This is a genomic window from Nostoc sp. (genome assembly GCF_036917435.1).
In the GTDB taxonomy this organism is placed as follows: Bacteria; Cyanobacteriota; Cyanobacteriia; order Cyanobacteriales; family Nostocaceae; genus Nostoc.
Map to the genome: position 1 here is coordinate 178,309 of NZ_JBALDM010000001.1, position 17,751 is coordinate 196,059.

The 17,751-nt window shown below is 43.6% G+C and carries 8 protein-coding genes; 6 read left to right on the plus strand and 2 right to left on the minus strand.

Features of this window, described 5'->3' with window-relative positions; genetic code table 11:
- The first annotated feature begins 55 nt into the window (after window positions 1-55).
- Window positions 56-664 (plus strand): L-threonylcarbamoyladenylate synthase, encoded by a 609-nt coding sequence (locus V7K98_RS00835; protein ID WP_335018857.1) that lies wholly within the window; start codon window positions 56-58, stop codon window positions 662-664.
- 98 nt (window positions 665-762) lie between these two features.
- Window positions 763-1,704: a sensor histidine kinase gene (locus V7K98_RS00840; protein WP_335018644.1), complete on the plus strand. Its 942-nt coding sequence runs from the start codon at window positions 763-765 to the stop codon at window positions 1,702-1,704.
- Here the strand turns inward: V7K98_RS00840 and V7K98_RS00845 are convergent.
- Window positions 1,667-2,161, minus strand: a complete 495-nt coding sequence (locus tag V7K98_RS00845) for a GNAT family N-acetyltransferase (RefSeq protein ID WP_335018646.1) — start codon at window positions 2,159-2,161, stop codon at window positions 1,667-1,669. The genes V7K98_RS00840 and V7K98_RS00845 overlap by 38 nt on opposite strands.
- A gap of 363 nt (window positions 2,162-2,524) precedes the next feature.
- Here V7K98_RS00845 and V7K98_RS00850 point away from each other — a divergent pair, with 363 nt between their 5' ends.
- Window positions 2,525-2,704, plus strand: a complete 180-nt coding sequence (locus V7K98_RS00850; RefSeq protein WP_335018648.1) for a hypothetical protein — start codon at window positions 2,525-2,527, stop codon at window positions 2,702-2,704.
- On the opposite strand, the gene psb35 is transcribed toward V7K98_RS00850, so the two are convergent.
- Window positions 2,693-2,926 (minus strand): photosystem II assembly protein Psb35, encoded by a 234-nt coding sequence (gene psb35, locus V7K98_RS00855; protein ID WP_335018650.1) that lies wholly within the window; start codon window positions 2,924-2,926, stop codon window positions 2,693-2,695. The genes V7K98_RS00850 and psb35 overlap by 12 nt on opposite strands.
- A 584-nt stretch (window positions 2,927-3,510) precedes the next feature.
- On the opposite strand from psb35, the gene V7K98_RS00860 reads away from it, so the two are divergent.
- From V7K98_RS00860 to V7K98_RS00870, 3 genes are read left to right on the plus strand one after another with little or no spacing between them, the layout of a single operon-like run.
- The gene (locus V7K98_RS00860; protein WP_335018652.1) at window positions 3,511-11,235 is read left to right on the plus strand and encodes an amino acid adenylation domain-containing protein; all 7,725 of its coding nucleotides are present in this window, start codon (window positions 3,511-3,513) and stop codon (window positions 11,233-11,235) included.
- Entirely contained in the window at window positions 11,211-13,484 is a 2,274-nt protein-coding gene (locus tag V7K98_RS00865; protein WP_335018654.1) for a condensation domain-containing protein, read from the plus strand. The genes V7K98_RS00860 and V7K98_RS00865 overlap by 25 nt, the downstream gene beginning before the upstream one ends.
- Window positions 13,481-17,707 carry a condensation domain-containing protein gene (locus tag V7K98_RS00870; protein WP_335018656.1) on the plus strand — a complete coding sequence of 1,409 codons (4,227 nt, stop codon included), beginning with the start codon at window positions 13,481-13,483 and terminating at the stop codon, window positions 17,705-17,707. Before V7K98_RS00865 ends, V7K98_RS00870 begins: the two co-directional genes overlap by 4 nt.
- The last annotated feature ends 44 nt before the right edge of the window (window positions 17,708-17,751 follow it).

Genomic DNA, 17,751 nt, shown 5'->3' on the forward strand with positions numbered 1-17,751 from the left:
ATGGGGCATGGGGCATAGGAAAAATGCTCTACATCCTATACCAATTATGATAAAAATGACACAAGTTTCTTTAACTAATTTAATAGCTGGCGCACGGGCTGGCCTTTTAGTGAGCTTTCCTACAGATACAGTTCCCGCACTTGCGACGATACCAGAAAAAGCCGGGTTAATTTTTACGGCGAAACAACGCAGTCAGGATAAACCTTTGATTTTGATGGCTGCTAGTGCTAAAGATTTGTGGTTGTATGTCAAAGGTAATGAGAATGAGTATCAAGTTTGGCAAGAACTAGCTGAGAAATATTGGCCGGGAGGGCTGACGTTAGTTTTGCCAGCAAGTGAACGATTGCCAAAAGTCATGAACCCGATTGATCCAACGACAATTGGTATTCGAGTACCGAAAAGTGCGATCGCTCAAACTATTTTGGCGCAAACAGGCCCGCTTGCGACTACGAGCGCCAATTTTTCTGGTCAGCCGCCTTTACAAACGATGGCAGAAATTGAGAGTCAGTTTCCTCAAGCTTTAACTCTAGCCATGACAGAATGCCAGGGTGAAACAGCAGCGATGGGTATACCTTCCACCGTTGCGAAATGGACAGGCATAAATTGGCAGATTTTGCGGCAAGGGGCGATAAAGTTAGATATTTCGACTGATAAACAAATATAGGTAGCTATAATGTTGTTTTCCTGATTTTCACAACGGATAAATCTGGAACTTTAGTTTACGCTGTTGTGATCAATTAATAAGTTAATAATTGCCAAATTATGAATTGGAGTAACTGGATATATCTAGGAGCAGGACTAGCACTAGGTATAAATTTTCGTCGGTTATTTGCGCGATGGCTACGCCCAGAGCAGGTATCGCCAAACATTTCATCTAGCTCATCCCCTGTAGCGCCATTAGAGCAAGAGGATATGCCACCAATATCGCAACAGCTACAGCAAACGCAGTTGGCATACCTGATGGCAAGAGAAATGAGCCAGTTTAAGGCTGGTTTTTTGGCGCGGACTACCCATGAATTGCGATCGCCTCTCAATGGTTTGATTGGCTTGCATCAGTTAATTTTGTCAGATTTGTGTGAAGATCCAGCTGAAGAACGAGAATTTATTGCCCAAGCTCACGAGCGAACGCTGAAGTTGCTCAAGTTGATGGATGAAATTCTCACCGTTGCTAGAACGGAACACGGGACTAATAAATTAGATATTCAGCCCAGACAGTTATCGCAAATTTTAGAAGAGGTTCATAACTTAACTTATATGCTGGCGGCTAATCGCAATTTTCCCTTGCAATTCTTACCCGCCGATCCAGAAATCTATGTTTTGGCAGATTACTTCTGGCTCCGCCAAATATTGATTAGTTTAATAGACACAGCCATTACTCAAATGGAGGAAGGTCGTATCTGTATTTCCAGCAATACCATACCTACAAATAATTTTGTAACTATTTGGCTGGATGTACCAACTCATGCCATACCTTGGAGCGAGCCGATTGATTTGATCAAATCTGAAAATCAGCTAACTCAAATTGACCAAAAAAACGCTGCTCTTTCCCCAGGAATGAGGCTATTAATCAATCAGACTTTAGTGGAAGTTATGGGAGGAAAGTTAGAAATCCTGCCTTCGAGCATTGCGAAGGAAGCACATCAGGAGATTACCAGACTACAAATTTCTATCCCCCTAATAATTCCTGAAGTTGAACTTCTGTAACAGGAAGCAAAGCACGGTTAGCTAGGTTATGTAGCACCATTGTAGTCGAGGTGTTGGTTTGAAACCCAATCTTTTCATAGAAACCGTGTTGGTGAGTAGTCATCAGGTAAATGCGCTCAACCCGCCTCATCCGGGGATGACTCAAAATGGTTTCTACTAACTTACTTCCCAGCCCGCCATGTTGATATTCTGGATGAATTACAACATCCCAAATTGTCGCGCGATATATGCCATCAGATGTTGCTCTAGCAAAGCCAATGAGTCGATCGCGATCGCACACAGAAATCACTGGTTCACTGTTGGCAATGGCTATACCTAAATCTTCAATACTGCGTCCCTTTGCCCAGAAAGCTGCAATGTTTAACAGTTCTTGGAGTTGGTAAAGGTCAATTTCAGACTTGCGTTCGCCTTTGGCGCAGCGTAGCTGTTCGCTAAATTGAATCTGAGACTCATTCATGTATGGCATCCACTTTCGGCAGTATATTTGTATATTTAAGTCATATTTTGCTAAAAATTGCTGTGCGTGTATGTGTATATGCAACGAGAAATAAAAATTCAGTAAGTGGGCATAAATAAAGTTAACTGGTGAGGATCGTCATTTGTCCTTTGTCATTGTTCATTTGTAAGCGTTTCAGGTATGTTTACTGGAAGTCGGCGTGAAACTCCATCCCCTTGTGGGTGGCTACGGTGTACACACAAGTCTTTAACCCCTAAGAAACCTCACCCAGGTTTTACTACGTAAAACCTGTCCCTCTCCTTACTAAGGAGAGGGATTAAGGAGACGACAGGGTGAGGTTTTTCTTTTGTTTTGGGTGATTCGATGACTTGTGTGTACACCGTAGCTTATGGGTGGGGAGGAATAGCCGCCCGCCGACTGAGGGCATTGGGCATTGGTAACTCTTCCCCCCATGCCCCATGCCCAAAAAATAAATCTTACAAAATCAGCGTTCTTTCTTTTTACTTTTGCCTTGTTGTACTAGCTAAAATTCTAATTATCTGATGACTTCTGTTTGTTGAGATTCTTCGTAAGTTGCAAAATCCAATTCGGAGTCTCTGCATTTTCCCAACCAGCAGGGCGTTTTGAAATATACCAACCAATTGAACCAACAATTGTAGCTAGTAAAAAACCACCAAGTATTATTGCTAGCAAAGAGATTTGGATATATTTTGTATATGTAGGATTAGTTGTTATCTCGATGAGGACAAACATTTCAGATTTCATTTCCTGTAAATACAGTTACTATGCCGATTTAATATTAATAAATTCTGGTTAGTCTTAACTAATAATGACTAAAAATAAAGTTCTTTCTTCGTTCAAAATATTTGAGTAAAAAATCATTATTAATATTTTTTTATTAAGTATCCTTAACTAGCTACAAAAAAAGTTATTTCTTTACATCGTTATAAAATGCAGATTATCATTAAATTCCCAAACTCTCAATGCTGGGGTAGGGGATGAAAATGTCGAAGATTATTTCAGGGATTATGCTAGAAAAATAAACAATCAGAAAAATACAGCCATATCCCAAAAAATAACGACAATCATTGAGTGAGAGAAGATATTCAGGAGTGCTGAGTAGGTCTTTCAAGGGTATCTGATTGCAAGTAGTCAAGCACGACTTGGCAATTAGGTAGACGATAGCATTGGCATATTTATGTAGGGTGTCCGAAGTTTGACATCTTGTCTTTTGACGTAGGTAACAGCTTGATTGAGGATATAGAGTTAGTGTCCGTGCTTGAAAGCATTTTAGCCGCTAATTTGGTCAGTTATGACTTTTTTGTCAATTAACTGAGCATGAGTAGTAAGTGGTGTTACAAATGGGCGATCAACCTTTAGAGCTACCAATCGATTTTTCTAGTTTCGTAGAAATTCTTCGTTTTCGAGCGAGCGAACAGCCCAAACAGAAAGCCTATTCTTTTTTGCTTGATGGAGAAACAGAAGAAGCCCATTTGACTTACCAGGAACTCGATTGTCAAGCTCGAACTATTGCAGCCTTGCTTCAAAATTGTGTAGTCAGTGGAGAGCGTGCTTTACTACTGTATCCGGCAGGTCTAGAATACATTGCCGCCTTTTTTGGGTGTCTCTACGCTGGAGTCGTTGCCGTCCCCGCTTATCCACCTCGGCTGAATCGACCCATGCCCAGATTAGAAACTATTGTGGCTGAGGCAGAAGCAACTGTTGCACTGACAACCACAAAGATTCTTACCCAGATGGAACCCCAGTTGTTCCAAACTTCAAACCTCAAGTCCATGCAGTGGCTAGCTACCGACAGTGTTAAGAGTGGACTAGAGAACAATTGGCTCCATACTAAACCCAGAAGTGATACTTTAGCTTTTCTACAATACACATCAGGTTCCACTGCCACACCCAAAGGGGTAATGGTTAGTCATGGAAATCTTCTGCATAACCAGCGCATCATACAGCAGGCTATGGGGCATAGCTCGAAGACTATCTTTGTAGGTTGGCTCCCTCTGTTTCATGATATGGGACTGATTGGAAATATGCTTCAGCCCCTGTACTTGGGCATTCCCTGCATTCTCATGTCTCCGGTAGCTTTTCTACAGCGCCCCCTACGTTGGTTACAGGCGATTTCCCGATACAAAGCGACTACTAGCGGTGGGCCTAATTTTGCATACGATCTGTGTGTGAACAAGATTACTCCCGAACAGCGAGCTACTCTTGACTTGAGCAGTTGGCAAGTCGCTTTTAACGGAGCAGAGCCTGTACGCGCCCAAACCCTGGAACGGTTTGCAGCAACTTTTGCTGACTGTGGTTTTCGCCACGAAGCTTTTTACCCCTGTTATGGTATGGCCGAAACCACTTTGATTGTTTCTGGTGGAATCAAGACAGCCGCTCCATTAGTGCAACCCTTCCAGCAAATAGCACTAGATCAAAATCAGGTCGTCTCGGCTGTTGGAAATGGGATTGGGGAAAAGACGCTAGTCTCTTGTGGTCAACCGTTACAGGATATGCAGATTGTCATTGCTCATGCTGATACCTTGACCCGTTGCAGCAATGATCAAGTAGGTGAGATTTGGGTAGCAGGTTCGAGCGTAACTCAAGGATACTGGAATCAGACAGAGCAGACACAGGAGACTTTCCGAGCCTACCTAAAAGATACTGGAGAAGGCCCGTTTCTGCGTACTGGCGACTTGGGATTTTTGTACCAGGGTGAACTGTTTATTACTGGTCGCCTCAAAGACTTAATCATCATCCGAGGTCGTAACCATTACCCTCAAGACATTGAACAAACATCAGAACAGAGCCACCCAGCACTGCAATCAAGCAGTAGTGCAGCATTTGACCTTGAGGTTGCCGATGAAGAGCGGTTGGTGCTGGCAATAGAGGTGAAACGCACTTATCTCAAGAATTTGGATATTGATGAGGTCGTTAGAGCCATCCGTCAGGCAATAGTGGAAGAACATGAACTGCAAGTTTATGCAGTGCTATTGCTCAAAACTGGGAGTATCCCCAAAACTTCGAGTGGCAAGATCCAACGTCATGCTTGCCGAGTTGGGTTTCTTAATAACAGCCTAGATATCGTAGGCAGCAGCATTTTAGAACAATCTAATTTTACGGTCAGATCGTTGAACCGTGAAGCGCTGTTGGCATTAGAACCAGAAGATCAACACCTACAGTTAACTTCTTATTTACAAGAGTTAGTAGCTCAAGTTCTCAAAATAGCTCGATCGCAGTTGGATTATCAGCAGCCTTTGAGTACTTTAGGTGTCGATTCTTTAACGGCTATTGAACTTCAAAACAGCATCGAAACTCAACTGGGTGTGGTATTGCCAATGGCTAATATCCTAGAAGGTTCTTCGATCGCACTACTTACCCAGTTAACAGCATCTTTACTCTCTCCTCAAGTTACTTTAACTCCAGAAAGGCAAGCTGTCACTGAGTATCCTCTTTCCTATGGTCAGCAGGCTTTGTGGTTCCTGCATCAACTCTCACCCTCAAGCCCCGCCTACAATATTGTCAATGCTGTACGTTTGCATGGCGAACTCGATATTGCTGCCTTGCAACGTGCATTTCAAGTGCTAGTAGACCGCCATCCTTGTTTACGAACTACCTTTATTGCTTACCAAGGGAAAGCCACACAGTATATCCACGAACACTTAGAGGTTTGTTTTCAGCATGAGGACGCTTCGACTTGGACTGAGAAACTTCTAGAAGACCGCTTAATTACAGAAGCTCACCGTCCCTTCAATCTGGAAACTGGCCCCTTACTGCGGGTGAATCTGTTCACTCGGTTGACCAATGAACATATCCTGCTGCTAGCTGTACACCATATTGTTGCTGACTTCTGGTCTTTAACAGTACTTGTAGATGAGTTGGGAGTTATCTATCAAGCACAAAAAGCTGGTAAGCAACATACCCTCATCTCCCTAACCTTCAAGTACACTGACTATGTTCGTGCTTGGGCAGAAGCAATCGCTAGTCCGACAGGTGAGCGGCTTTGGGCATACTGGCAGAAACAACTCTCAGGAGAGTTGCCAGTTTTGAATTTACCTACTGACCGACCTCGACCACCTTTGCAAACTTATCGAGGGGCTTCACAGTTATTCAAACTGGATGCAGATTTAACACAAAAACTTAAAGCTTTGAGTAACGCTAACAGTGCTACCTTCTACATGACATTGCTAGCAGCTTTTCAGGTGCTACTCTACCGCTTATCAGGTCAAGAGGATCTATTAGTAGGCTCGCCAACAACAGGTAGAAGTCGAGCGGATTTAGGAGCATTAGTGGGGTATTTTGTCAACACAGTGGTTGTGCGATCGCATATTTCTGGAAACCCAACTTTTGAGGCGTTTCTTAATCAAGTGCGCTCCTCTGTACTTGATGCCTTCAAGCACCAGGATTACCCCTTTTCACGGTTAGTTGAGCAACTACAACCAGTGCGTGATCCCAGTCGCTCCCCACTTTTCCAAGTGATGTTTGTCTTGCAGAAAACGCACTTGCTTAACGAAGAAGGTTTGGCAGCATTCGCATTAGGAGAAACAGGGGCAAGGATAAAATTAGGGGATCTAGAATTAGAATCCCTGCATTTGCCTCAGCGCATAGCTCAGTTCGATCTGACGCTGATGATGGCTGAGGTGGATGGAACGCTGTCTGCTTCTTGGCAATACAATACAGATTTGTTTGATGCTGCTACTATTGCCCGAATAGCAAAGCATTTTCAGGCATTGCTCGAAGGTATCGTTGCTAATCCACAGCAGCACCTCTGTATTTTGCCACTTTTAACGGATTCCGAACAGCATCAGCTATTGGTGGAGTGGAACGCTATCCAGGCGGATTATCAAAACGATTCTTGTCTCCATCAACAGTTTGAACTTCAGGTAGAGCGGACACCAGAAGCAGTTGCACTGGTCTTTGAACAAGAACGGCTCACCTACCGAGAATTGAACCAACGAGCGAATCAGTTAGCACATCATTTGCAGACAATGGGTGTGAAACCGGAGGTGTTAGTTGGCATCTACCTAGAACGCTCTGTAGATATGGTTGTGAGTATTTTGGGAATTCTCAAGGCTGGTGGGGCTTATGTCCCTTTAGATCCGACTTATCCGAAGGAACGTGTAGCATTTATGTTGAATGATGCCCAGGTTTGGGTATTGTTAACCGAGGATAAATTGCTCACAGGTTTGCCTGAGCATGAGGCGCAGGTGGTTTGTTTGGACAAAGACGGGGAGATTAGGGTAGATAATCCAGTTAGTGAAGTAACTACAAATAATCTGGCTTATGTAATTTACACCTCTGGCTCAACGGGTAAACCCAAGGGCGTTTTAGTTACTCACCAGAATGTGATGCGACTGTTTGCTGCTACCCAATCGTGGTTTAATTTTAGCGATCGCGACGTGTGGACAAATTTTCACTCCTATGCATTTGACTTTTCTGTTTGGGAGATTTGGGGCGCTCTCCTTCATGGTGGACGGCTGGTGGTTGTTCCTTACTGGATTACTAGGTCGCCAGATGCGTTTTATAACTTGTTATGTACCGAACAGGTAACAATCCTCAATCAAACTCCATCTGCCTTCCGTCAACTCATGCGTGCAGAGGAGGAAGCCGGGAACACTGGAACTCTGGCTCTGCGAAAAGTAATTTTTGGTGGTGAAGCTTTGGAACTTGGGAGTTTACAATCCTGGTTTGAGCGACACGGAGATAGGGAACCGCAATTAGTCAATATGTACGGCATTACAGAGACAACCGTACACGTAACTTATCGTCCCATCACGGTGGCGGATTTAAGCCAAAGAGGTATTAGCCCAATCGGGCATCGTATTCCTGATTTGCAAGTATATCTATTAGATTCACAACAGCAACCAGTTCCTATTGGGGTGGCTGGTGAACTCTACATTGGTGGTGCGGGTGTGACTCGTGGTTATCTTAATCGACCGGAATTGACTGCTGAACGGTTTATTACTAATCCCTTTGAAAATTCAAAATTCAATCGTCTTTATAAATCTGGGGATCTGGCTCGTTACTTGCCTAATGGCGAACTTGAGTACCTGGGACGAATTGATCATCAAGTAAAGATTCGGGGTTTCCGCATTGAGTTGGGAGAGATTGAGGCTGTTTTGTGCCAACACCCTGCTATTCAAGAGGCGATCGCTCTCGTTCGAGAGAATAACTCTAAAAGCTGGGGGGTTAATTCAATCAACGATCTAGAGGACTCAGGGGCGATCGCTGATTTACGCCGCTTTATTAAGGTGCGATCGCCTGAATCAAAATCTGAGCCTACTAACAAATTATTAGTTGCTTATTGTATTTATCATCAAGAGCCAAAACCTAATCTGACTGAATTGCGCGGCTTTTTGCAAGAGCGACTACCAGACTACATGATACCTGCGGCCTTTGTGATGCTGAAGGTATTTCCCCTGACAGCGAACGGGAAAGTAGATCGCCTTGCACTTCCCGCTCCTAATAACGTTCGGCCTGATTTAGAAAAAGTATTTGTAGCTCCGCGCACTTCGATAGAGAGTGCATTGGCTCAGATTTGGTCACAAGTTCTAAATCTTGAACCGATCGGCATCCACGACAATTTCTTTGAGTTAGGAGGCGATTCTATCCGAAGTATTCAGGTGCGGGCGAGAGCAACTGAACAAGGCTTAAACTTTTCTCTTCAGCAACTTTTCCAGCATCAAACCATTGAGCAACTAGCGCAAATATTGACTTATTGTCAACCTAATGCTTTGTCAACGCCGAAAACGGCAGCATTTAGCCTCATCTCTGATGGCGATCGCCAAAAACTACCCAACGGTGTAGAAGATGCTTATCCGTTAGCTAGGATTCAGGCTGGAGTGATATTCCACAGTCAAGCCAGCCCTGATTCCCCGATGTATCATGACATCTTCCTTTATCATTTGCGAGTCCGTTTAGACACTCAGCTTTTTCAAAAAGCTCTACAGCAGTTGGTTGAGCGTCACGCCATTCTCCGCACCTCATTCGATTTGACTAACTTTAGCGAACCACTACAGCTAGTTCATCAGACAATTTCTGTACCATTTCATCTGGAAGATTTGCGCCTTCTGTCCCTAGTTCAACGCTCTAAAGCGATAAAAAACTGGATAGAAGCGGAAAAAAACCGAAATTTTGACTGGGCTTGTCCTCCCCTGATTCGCTTTTTTATTCACCGCCTCACAGATGATTCCTTTTATCTCATTTTGAGTTTTCACGACTCGATTCTCGATGGATGGAGTACAGCTTCTCTACTCACAGAATTGCTGCATCGCTACGATGCTCTCCTCGGTGAAGAAATCTATCCTATTGATTCACCTCCAACTATTTCTTACCGAGACTTTATTGCTTTAGAGCGTTCAACACTTAAGTCCACAGAATGCCGGGAGTACTGGCAAAAAAAATTGCAAGGTTATGTAATAACGAAATTACCACGCTGGTCTTTTTCTACTCGCGGTAGAAGTGACAATCCCCAAATTGGTGTTCTCAATGTTCCCATTTCTTACCAGCTTTCTGACGGACTAAAGAAACTGGCTCGACTAGCAGAAGTTCCAGTTAAACAAGTCTTACTGGCTGCACACTTAAGAGTTATGGGTTTGCTCAGTGGTGAAACCGATATCCTTACAGGGTTGGAATCCAATGGACGACTGGAAGAAAAAGACGGAGAGCAAACGCTGGGTATTCACCTCAATACAGTTCCTTTGCGTCTGCAACTGACGGGTGGAACCTGGGTAGAGTTAGTGCAACAAGTCTTCGAGGCGGAACGGGAATTGTTAGCTTTCAGACGTTATCCTTATGCTGAGTTGAAGAAACTTAACAGTAATCAGCATTTATTTGAGACTGTTTTTAACTACACACACTTTCATATCTTCAAAAGCCTGCAATCCTTGAAAAATACGGAAATCTTGGGGGCGCAAGGATTTGGAGAAACCCACTTTGCTTTAAGGGTTGAGTTCAATCTCGATTCAATTTCGGAACAGATACAACTCGATTTGGAGTGTGATTTGACAGATATAAATAATGCACAACTAGAGGCAATTGGCAACTATTTCAGCGAAACCTTAACGCTAATGTCTACACAGCCTTGGGAGCGTTATGAGTCCCAATGTTTGCTTCCAGATAGAGAACAGCAGACTTTGTTAGTGGATTGGAATAACACTGCAACTGAATATTCACAGGATTTATGTATTCATCAACAATTTGAAATTCAGACTGGGAAAACCCCTGATGCGATCGCTTTAATTTTTGAAGATGAGCAACTCAGTTACCAACAGTTGAACGATCGCGCCAATGCAGTTGCACATCACCTACGTAGCTTAGGAGTTAGTTCCGATGTACCAGTAGCAATCTGTGTAGAGCGATCGCTAGAAATGGTAGTGGGAATTCTGGCTATCCTCAAAGCCGGCGGTGCTTATGTCCCGCTAGATCCGGCATATCCTAAAGAACATCTTGCCTTTATCTTGGAAGATGCCCAAATATCAGTTTTGCTGACTCAAACACATTTGGTTGCAAAACTTCCTACCCATCAGGCGCAAATAGTATGTCTAGATTCAGATGAAAACAGTACAGAGAACCCCATTAATCAAACTACTCCAGAAAATCTGGCATACATTATCTACACCTCTGGTTCAACAGGCCAACCCAAGGGAGTATTAATCACTCACAAAAATGTGGTTCACTCAACCAGTGCGAGGATAGCCTATTACCAAGAACCCGTTAGTAGTTTCTTATTAGTTCCCTCCTTTGCCTTTGATAGCTCAGTCGCTTGCATTTTTTGGACGCTTTGTCAAGGAGGAAAGTTAGTACTGCTGAAGGAAGGTAGCCAAAAAGACATCTGGCAGTTAGCAAAGGCGATCGCTAAATATCAGATTTCACACTGGTTGAGTGTTCCTTCGCTGTACAGCGCTCTGTTGGCGCATATAGATCCGGCCGAGTTGGTTTCTCTTGGCACCGTCATTGTAGCAGGCGAGACTTGTTCTAGTGAGTTAGTAGAGCGTCACCATCAATTACTGCCTTCGACATCCTTGTACCAATTGGAGTTGCTGGGGAATTGCACATTGGCGGTCTGGGTTTAGCAAGAGGATATCTCAACCGTCCTGAATTAACTGCCGAAAAGTTTATTTCCAACCCCTTCGACAATTTTGGATTGCCGATTTTAGATTTTAGATTAGAGGACAGGTGTGATAATCCAAAATCCAAAATCGTTCGACTGAGCGTAGCCGAAGTCCAAAATCCAAAATCTTGTCGCCTGTACAAGACAGGAGATTTAGCCCGTTATTTATTAGATGGAAACATTGAGTTTTTGGGACGAATTGATCATCAAGTCAAAATCCGGGGTTTCCGCATTGAGTTGGGAGAGATTGAAGCGTTACTGACTCAACACTCAAATCTGCGGGAAGCCGTAGTTTTGGCTAAGGAGGACAATATGGGCAACAAGCGTTTAATTGCCTATATTGTTCCAAATCAAGAGCCAGCACCCAAGGTTATTGAACTGCGTAGCTTTTTGAAAAATCACTTACCTGATTATATGATGCCGTCGGATTTTGTGGTGTTGAAGGCGTTACCACTGAACCCAAATGGTAAAGTAGATCGCCAAGCACTACCGACTTATCAGCAAGAAAAGTCAGAGCTTGAAGTAGTATTTGTTGCGCCTCACACCTCAGTTGAGAAAGCATTAGCACAAATTTGGTGTCAAGTTCTTGGCTTACAGCGAGTGGGAATTCATGATAACTTTTTTGAGTTGGGAGGAGATTCGATCCTCAATATTCAGATCGTTGCGAAAGCTAGTCAAGCAGGTCTTCAGCTGATTCCTAAACAACTATTTGATTACCCGACTATTGCTGAGTTGGCAGCATTAGTCGGCACAACTCAGACTATCGAAGCTGAACAAGGGGTGGTGAGTGGTTCAATTCCTCTAATTCCCATCCAATACTGGTTTTTTGATCTGCATTTGTCTAATCCTCACCACTATAACCAAGCAGTTTTGCTAGAAGTACGGCAAGTTCTCAACCCGGTACTGTTGGAGGAGGTAGTACAGGAATTACTGATACACCACGACGCGCTTCGCTTGCGTTTTACCAAAAAAGAATCTGGCTGGGAGCAAGTCAACATAGAACCCAGCAAATTAGTACCATTTACCAGCTTAGATTTGTCAAGGCTACCAGCAGTTGAGCAACAAAGCGCCATTGAGACAACTGCTGCCGAACTGCAAACTAGCCTCAACCTTTTAGAAGGGCCATTGATGCGGGTTGCTTTCTTTAAACTGGGAATTAGCGAGCCAAGCCGCTTGCTAATCGTTATCCACCATCTAGCTGTTGATGGTGTTTCCTGGCGGATTTTACTTGATGATCTGGAAAAAGCTTACAAGCAACTTAGTCAAGGGAAAATACAACTTTCACTGAAAACAACTTCGTTTAAACAGTGGGCGGAAAGACTTAGAGAGTACGGGCGATCGCCAGAGCTTCAGCAAGAACTAAACTACTGGTTAACAACGCTACCCAAGAAGGTTTCACGGCTACCAGTAGATTACGCTGAGGGAAAAAATATAATAGCTTCGACTCGGACGATATCACTTACACTAAATTCCTCAGAAACCCGCTCTCTGCTGCAAGATATACCAAGAATTTATCAAACCGAAATTAATGAGGTATTGCTAACAGCGTTAATACAAGCTTTTGCACAGTGGACTGGAGTGCGATCGCTTTTGGTGGATGTGGAAGGTCATGGACGAGAAGGACTTTTTACGGATATAGACCTTTCTAGGACAGTAGGCTGGTTTACTACAGTTTTCCCAGTGTGGTTAGCACCAAAAGATTCTTCTGTTGTAGAGGTGTTGAAGTTTGTTAAAGAACAACTGCACACAATTCCAAATAGAGGTATTGGCTATGGTGTACTGCGTTATTTAACTAAAAATGTAGAAGTTACCCAGCAACTGAGAGCTTTACCCCAAGCTGAGGTAAGTTTCAATTACCTTGGACAGCTTGATTTGGTTTTGCCTGAAGCATCTCTGTTTAAACCAGCCCAGGAATCTACTGAACCTGCCCGCAGTCCCGAAGGAATTAGAAAATATCTGCTAGAAGTCAATAGCTTTGTTGTGGAAGGTCAACTGCAAATTGAGTGGACGTACTGTGAAGCTATTCATCAACAATTCACAATTGAGAAGTTAGCCCATAGTAGCTTAGAGGTGCTGCGATCGCTAATCACTCACTCCCAATCCCCTCATACTACCAGCTACACGCCTTCAGATTTTGCAGAATTTCAGTGGAGTCAATGGAACCAAGCCGATTTAGACGAGATGACTAAAGCTATTGGAGAAGGAACTTGAAAAATATAGAAAATTTTTATCCCCTCTCGCCCATGCAGGAGGGCATACTTTTTCACACCCTTTATGCTCCTGACTCAGGAGTATATTTTAATCAAACGCTTTGTACCTTGCATGGTAATTTGAATGTCTCGGCATTTGAGCAAGCTTGGCAACAGGTTGTAGTTCGCCACCCCATTCTCAGAACAGCTTTCGTCTGGGAAGGAATTAAAGAGCCGATTCAAGTAGTGTATCAGTATATGAAATTGCCTTGTACACAATATGACTGGCAGGGACTATCAGTACAAGAGCAGCAAGAACAACTAGATACTTTCCTGGAAACAGACCGAAAACAGGGCTTTGAACTTACGAAAGCGCCTCTGATGCGCCTAACTCTGATTCGTCTTGCTGTTGACACTTACCAATTTGTCTGGAGTCATCACCATCTGCTGCTAGATGGGTGGTCTTGGCCTCTGGTTCTTAAAGAAGTTACTGCTTTTTACGAAGCATACCGCGTGGGACAAGACTTACATTTGCAATTACCTCGTCCTTATCGAGACTACATCGCTTGGCTACAGCAGCAAAAACTTTCTGACGCTGAGGTTTTTTGGCGGCAAATGCTTGTTGGACTTAAAGCACCAACTCCTTTAGTATTTTCTCGGATAACTGACAGATTCGTTAGCCATGAAGAAAGTTATGGTTACGAAGAAATCAAGCTATCGGAGACAGTGACAACCGCACTACAGTCTTTGGCTATCAAGCATCAGCTAACACTTAACACCATAGTGCAGGGGGCATGGGCTTTACTTTTAAGCCGCTACAGTGGTGAAGATGATGTGGTATTTGGTACTACAGTCTCCGGTCGTTCAGCAGGACTGACAGGAGCGGAATCTATGGTGGGTCTGTTCATTAACACCCTACCAGTGCGGGTGAAAATTCATCCTGAAGACTTACTTTCATCCTGGCTGAAGATGCTCCAGACTCAACAAATTGAGGCGCGACAGTACGAGTACACTCCTCTAGTACAAATTCAAGGCTGGACTGATGTGCCGAGGAGTATGCCTTTGTTTGAGAGCCTAGTAGTGTTTGAGAATTACCCTGTAGAGGCTTCCTTGCTGGAGTGGAGTAGTGAGTTAGAAATTCAAAATGTTAATTCTTTTGAGGAAACAAACTATCCCCTGACTGTGGCAGTTGTGCCAGGTTCAGAGTTGCTGCTAGGAATTTCCTATAGCGATCGCCGATTTGACGCTAATATCATTACTCGAATGGTATCGTCTTTGCAAACATTACTCGCAAGAATGAGCGATACAAGCGCTACAAGCGATCGCCGAGTATCGGATCTGCTAATTTTAAGTGAGGCAGAACGGAAGCTACTACTTTTTGAGTGGAATAATACTCAAGTTGAGTATCCCCAAGATCACTGCATTCATCAATTATTTGAGAGCGTTGTAGAGCGGACACCGGACGCTGTTGCTGTAGTCTTTAAAAATGAGCAACTGACTTATCGAGAGTTAAATCAACAAGCAAATCAGTTGGCGCACTACTTACAAAAACAGGGTGTTGGGCCAGAAGTGCTGGTGGGTATTTGTATGGAACGCTCAGTCAAAATGCTGGTTGGAATCCTGGGTATTCTCAAAGCTGGTGGGGCTTACGTACCGCTAGATCCCACATATCCTCAAGAGCGTTTAGCTTTCATGTTCGCAGATTCAGGAATTTCAGTCTTGTTAACTCAAGAGAATTTAGTGGCAAAATTCCCTGAACATAAAGCTATTACAGTTAGCTTTGATACAAACTGGGAAATAATCTCTCAAGAAAATGATGAAAAACTCCACCCACAAGGGGATGGAGTTTTTGAGCATGGGGCATGGGACATGGGGCATGGGGAAGAGTTACCAATGCCCAATGCCCAATGCCCCAAGTCGGCGGGCGGCTATCTCTCCCCACCCACAAGGGGATGGAGTTTCCCGCCGACTTCCAATGAAAATCTAGTCAGTAGCGTGACATCCAAAAACTTAGCTTATGTCATTTATACTTCCGGCTCTACGGGCAGACCAAAAGGAGTAGCAACCAATCATGGCAGTTTAGTCAATGCATATATGGCTTGGGAAAACGCTTACCAACTTCGTAGCCTCGCCACAAGTCACCTACAAATGGCTAGTTTCTCTTTTGATGTCTTTTCAGCAGATATGGTTCGCGCTCTTTGTTCTGGAGCCAAGTTAGTTTTATGCCCGCATGAGTGGCTTTTGGATACTGAAAAGCTATATGAACTTATGTGTAATCAAAAGGTTGATTGTGCAGAGTTTGTGCCATCTGTTTTGAGGAACTTAATTCAATACCTCGAAACAACCAAGCAGAATGTTAACTTTATGCACTTGCTAGTGGTAGGTTCAGATAGTTTTTATATGAAGGAGTACAAAGAATTACGGCGTTTCTGTGCTATTGAGACTCGATTGATTAATTCCTATGGGGTGAGTGAAGCCACCGTTGATAGTTTGTATTTTGAAAGTACCCAAGTTAATTTGCCCATTGACGGGCTAGTACCAATTGGTCGTCCTTTTGCCAATATCTCAATATATATTCTAAATTCCCATCTCCAACCCGTTCCGATTGGCGTTCCTGGTGAACTGTACATAGGCGGTGCGGGACTTGCCAGAGGCTACATTAACCGCCCAGACTTGACCAAAGAAAAATTCATTCTCAATCCTTTTAGTGATGAACCAGGAACTCGCCTGTACAAAACTGGAGACTTAGCCCGTTACCTAAGTGATGGCAATATTGAACTTCTTGGTCGCATTGATAATCAGGTAAAAATTCGCGGCTTCCGTATAGAACTTGGTGAAATTGAAGCTGTGTTACTCCAGCACCCTGATGTGTGGAAAACCGTGGTCATAGTCCAGGAAGACAACCCAGATAACAAGCGCTTGGTGGCTTATGTCGTACCTCAGTTAGGAAAAACTCCTGCTGTTAACGACTTGCGTCGCTTCCTCAAGGAAAAACTGCCTGATTACATGGTGCCTCCCATGTTTATGATGCTAGAGCAGCTACCATTAACACCAAATGGGAAAATAGATCGTAGAGCGTTGCCTGTACCTGAGACAACCATAAGCAATTTACAGCAAGACGCGATCGCGCCTCGTGATACCTTAGAATTTCAACTTACGCAAATTTGGGAAAGTATCTTAAATATCCACCCCATTGCAGTCACAGATAGCTTCTTTGACCTTGGAGGTCATTCGCTGCTGGCTGTACGTTTAATGGGTCAAATTCAAAAACATTTTGGGCGCAACCTTCCATTATCTGTTCTATTTCAGGGAGCCACCATAGAACACCTAGCGAGTATTATACGTCAGCAGGCTAATTCTCAACCTTTATCACCCTTGGTTGCAATTCAGCCTCGCGGTTCCCAGCAACCTCTTTTTTTCGTTCATCCAGTCGGTGGCAATGTTCTTTGCTACTACCAATTAGCCCATCATTTGGGAATAGATCAACCATTCTACGGGTTGCAATCGCTAGGTCTTTATGGAGAATCGCAGCCCTACACCCGAATAGAAGACATGGCAACGCACTATATTGAAGCCCTGCGCGTTGTTCAGCCACAAGGCACTTATCTTTTGGGAGGTTGGTCAATGGGTGGTATTGTGGCTTTTGAGATGGCGACTCAGTTGCAAAAGCAAGGCGATCGAGTTGCTCTGCTTGCATTAATAGACAGCCCAGCTCCAATTTTCAGAAATAAACCGATAGATTTTGATGAAGATAGCGATGCCAAAATTTTAGCCAATCTCGCTAGCGATATGGCACACTCTGCCGGAAAAAAACCGTCTATTTTCTATGACGATCTTCAGCAACTCGAACCAGACGAACAACTCAATTATTTCTTGGAACAGGCGAAGATAGCTAATCTTTTGCCTCCAGATGTTAGCATTCAGCAGCTTCGCGGCTTGCTGCAAGTTTTTAAGAGCAACATCCAAGCGATGTTGAAATATACACCGCAAGTTTATTCAGATCAAATTATTCTCTTCAGAGCCAGGGATAGTGTTGAAGAGAACAATCTAACTTTAGGTTGGGATGAACTTTCTTCTGAACCAGTAGAGATTATTACTGTTCCGGGGGATCACTACACAATGTTGAGTTTATCTCATATCCAAACTTTGAAAGAACGGTTGAAATTCTATCTCTTGGCTGGACTGCAAGATCCCCGACTTCTTGAAGAAGTCGGGGATCTGAACACTCTAAGGAATAAGAATTAAATAACATGCAGTTTATGTCCCTCGCTTACCTCACCCTCAATCCC

Bases quoted from the DNA above. Each gene is read 5' to 3' on its own strand.
- V7K98_RS00835 (WP_335018857.1), top strand. From the start codon at position 56: ATGACACAAGTTTCTTTAACTAATTTAATAGCTGGCGCACGGGCTGGC.
- V7K98_RS00840 (WP_335018644.1), top strand. From the start codon at position 763: ATGAATTGGAGTAACTGGATATATCTAGGAGCAGGACTAGCACTAGGT.
- V7K98_RS00845 (WP_335018646.1), bottom strand. From the start codon at position 2,161: ATGAATGAGTCTCAGATTCAATTTAGCGAACAGCTACGCTGCGCCAAA.
- V7K98_RS00850 (WP_335018648.1), top strand. From the start codon at position 2,525: ATGACTTGTGTGTACACCGTAGCTTATGGGTGGGGAGGAATAGCCGCC.
- psb35 (WP_335018650.1), bottom strand. From the start codon at position 2,926: ATGAAATCTGAAATGTTTGTCCTCATCGAGATAACAACTAATCCTACA.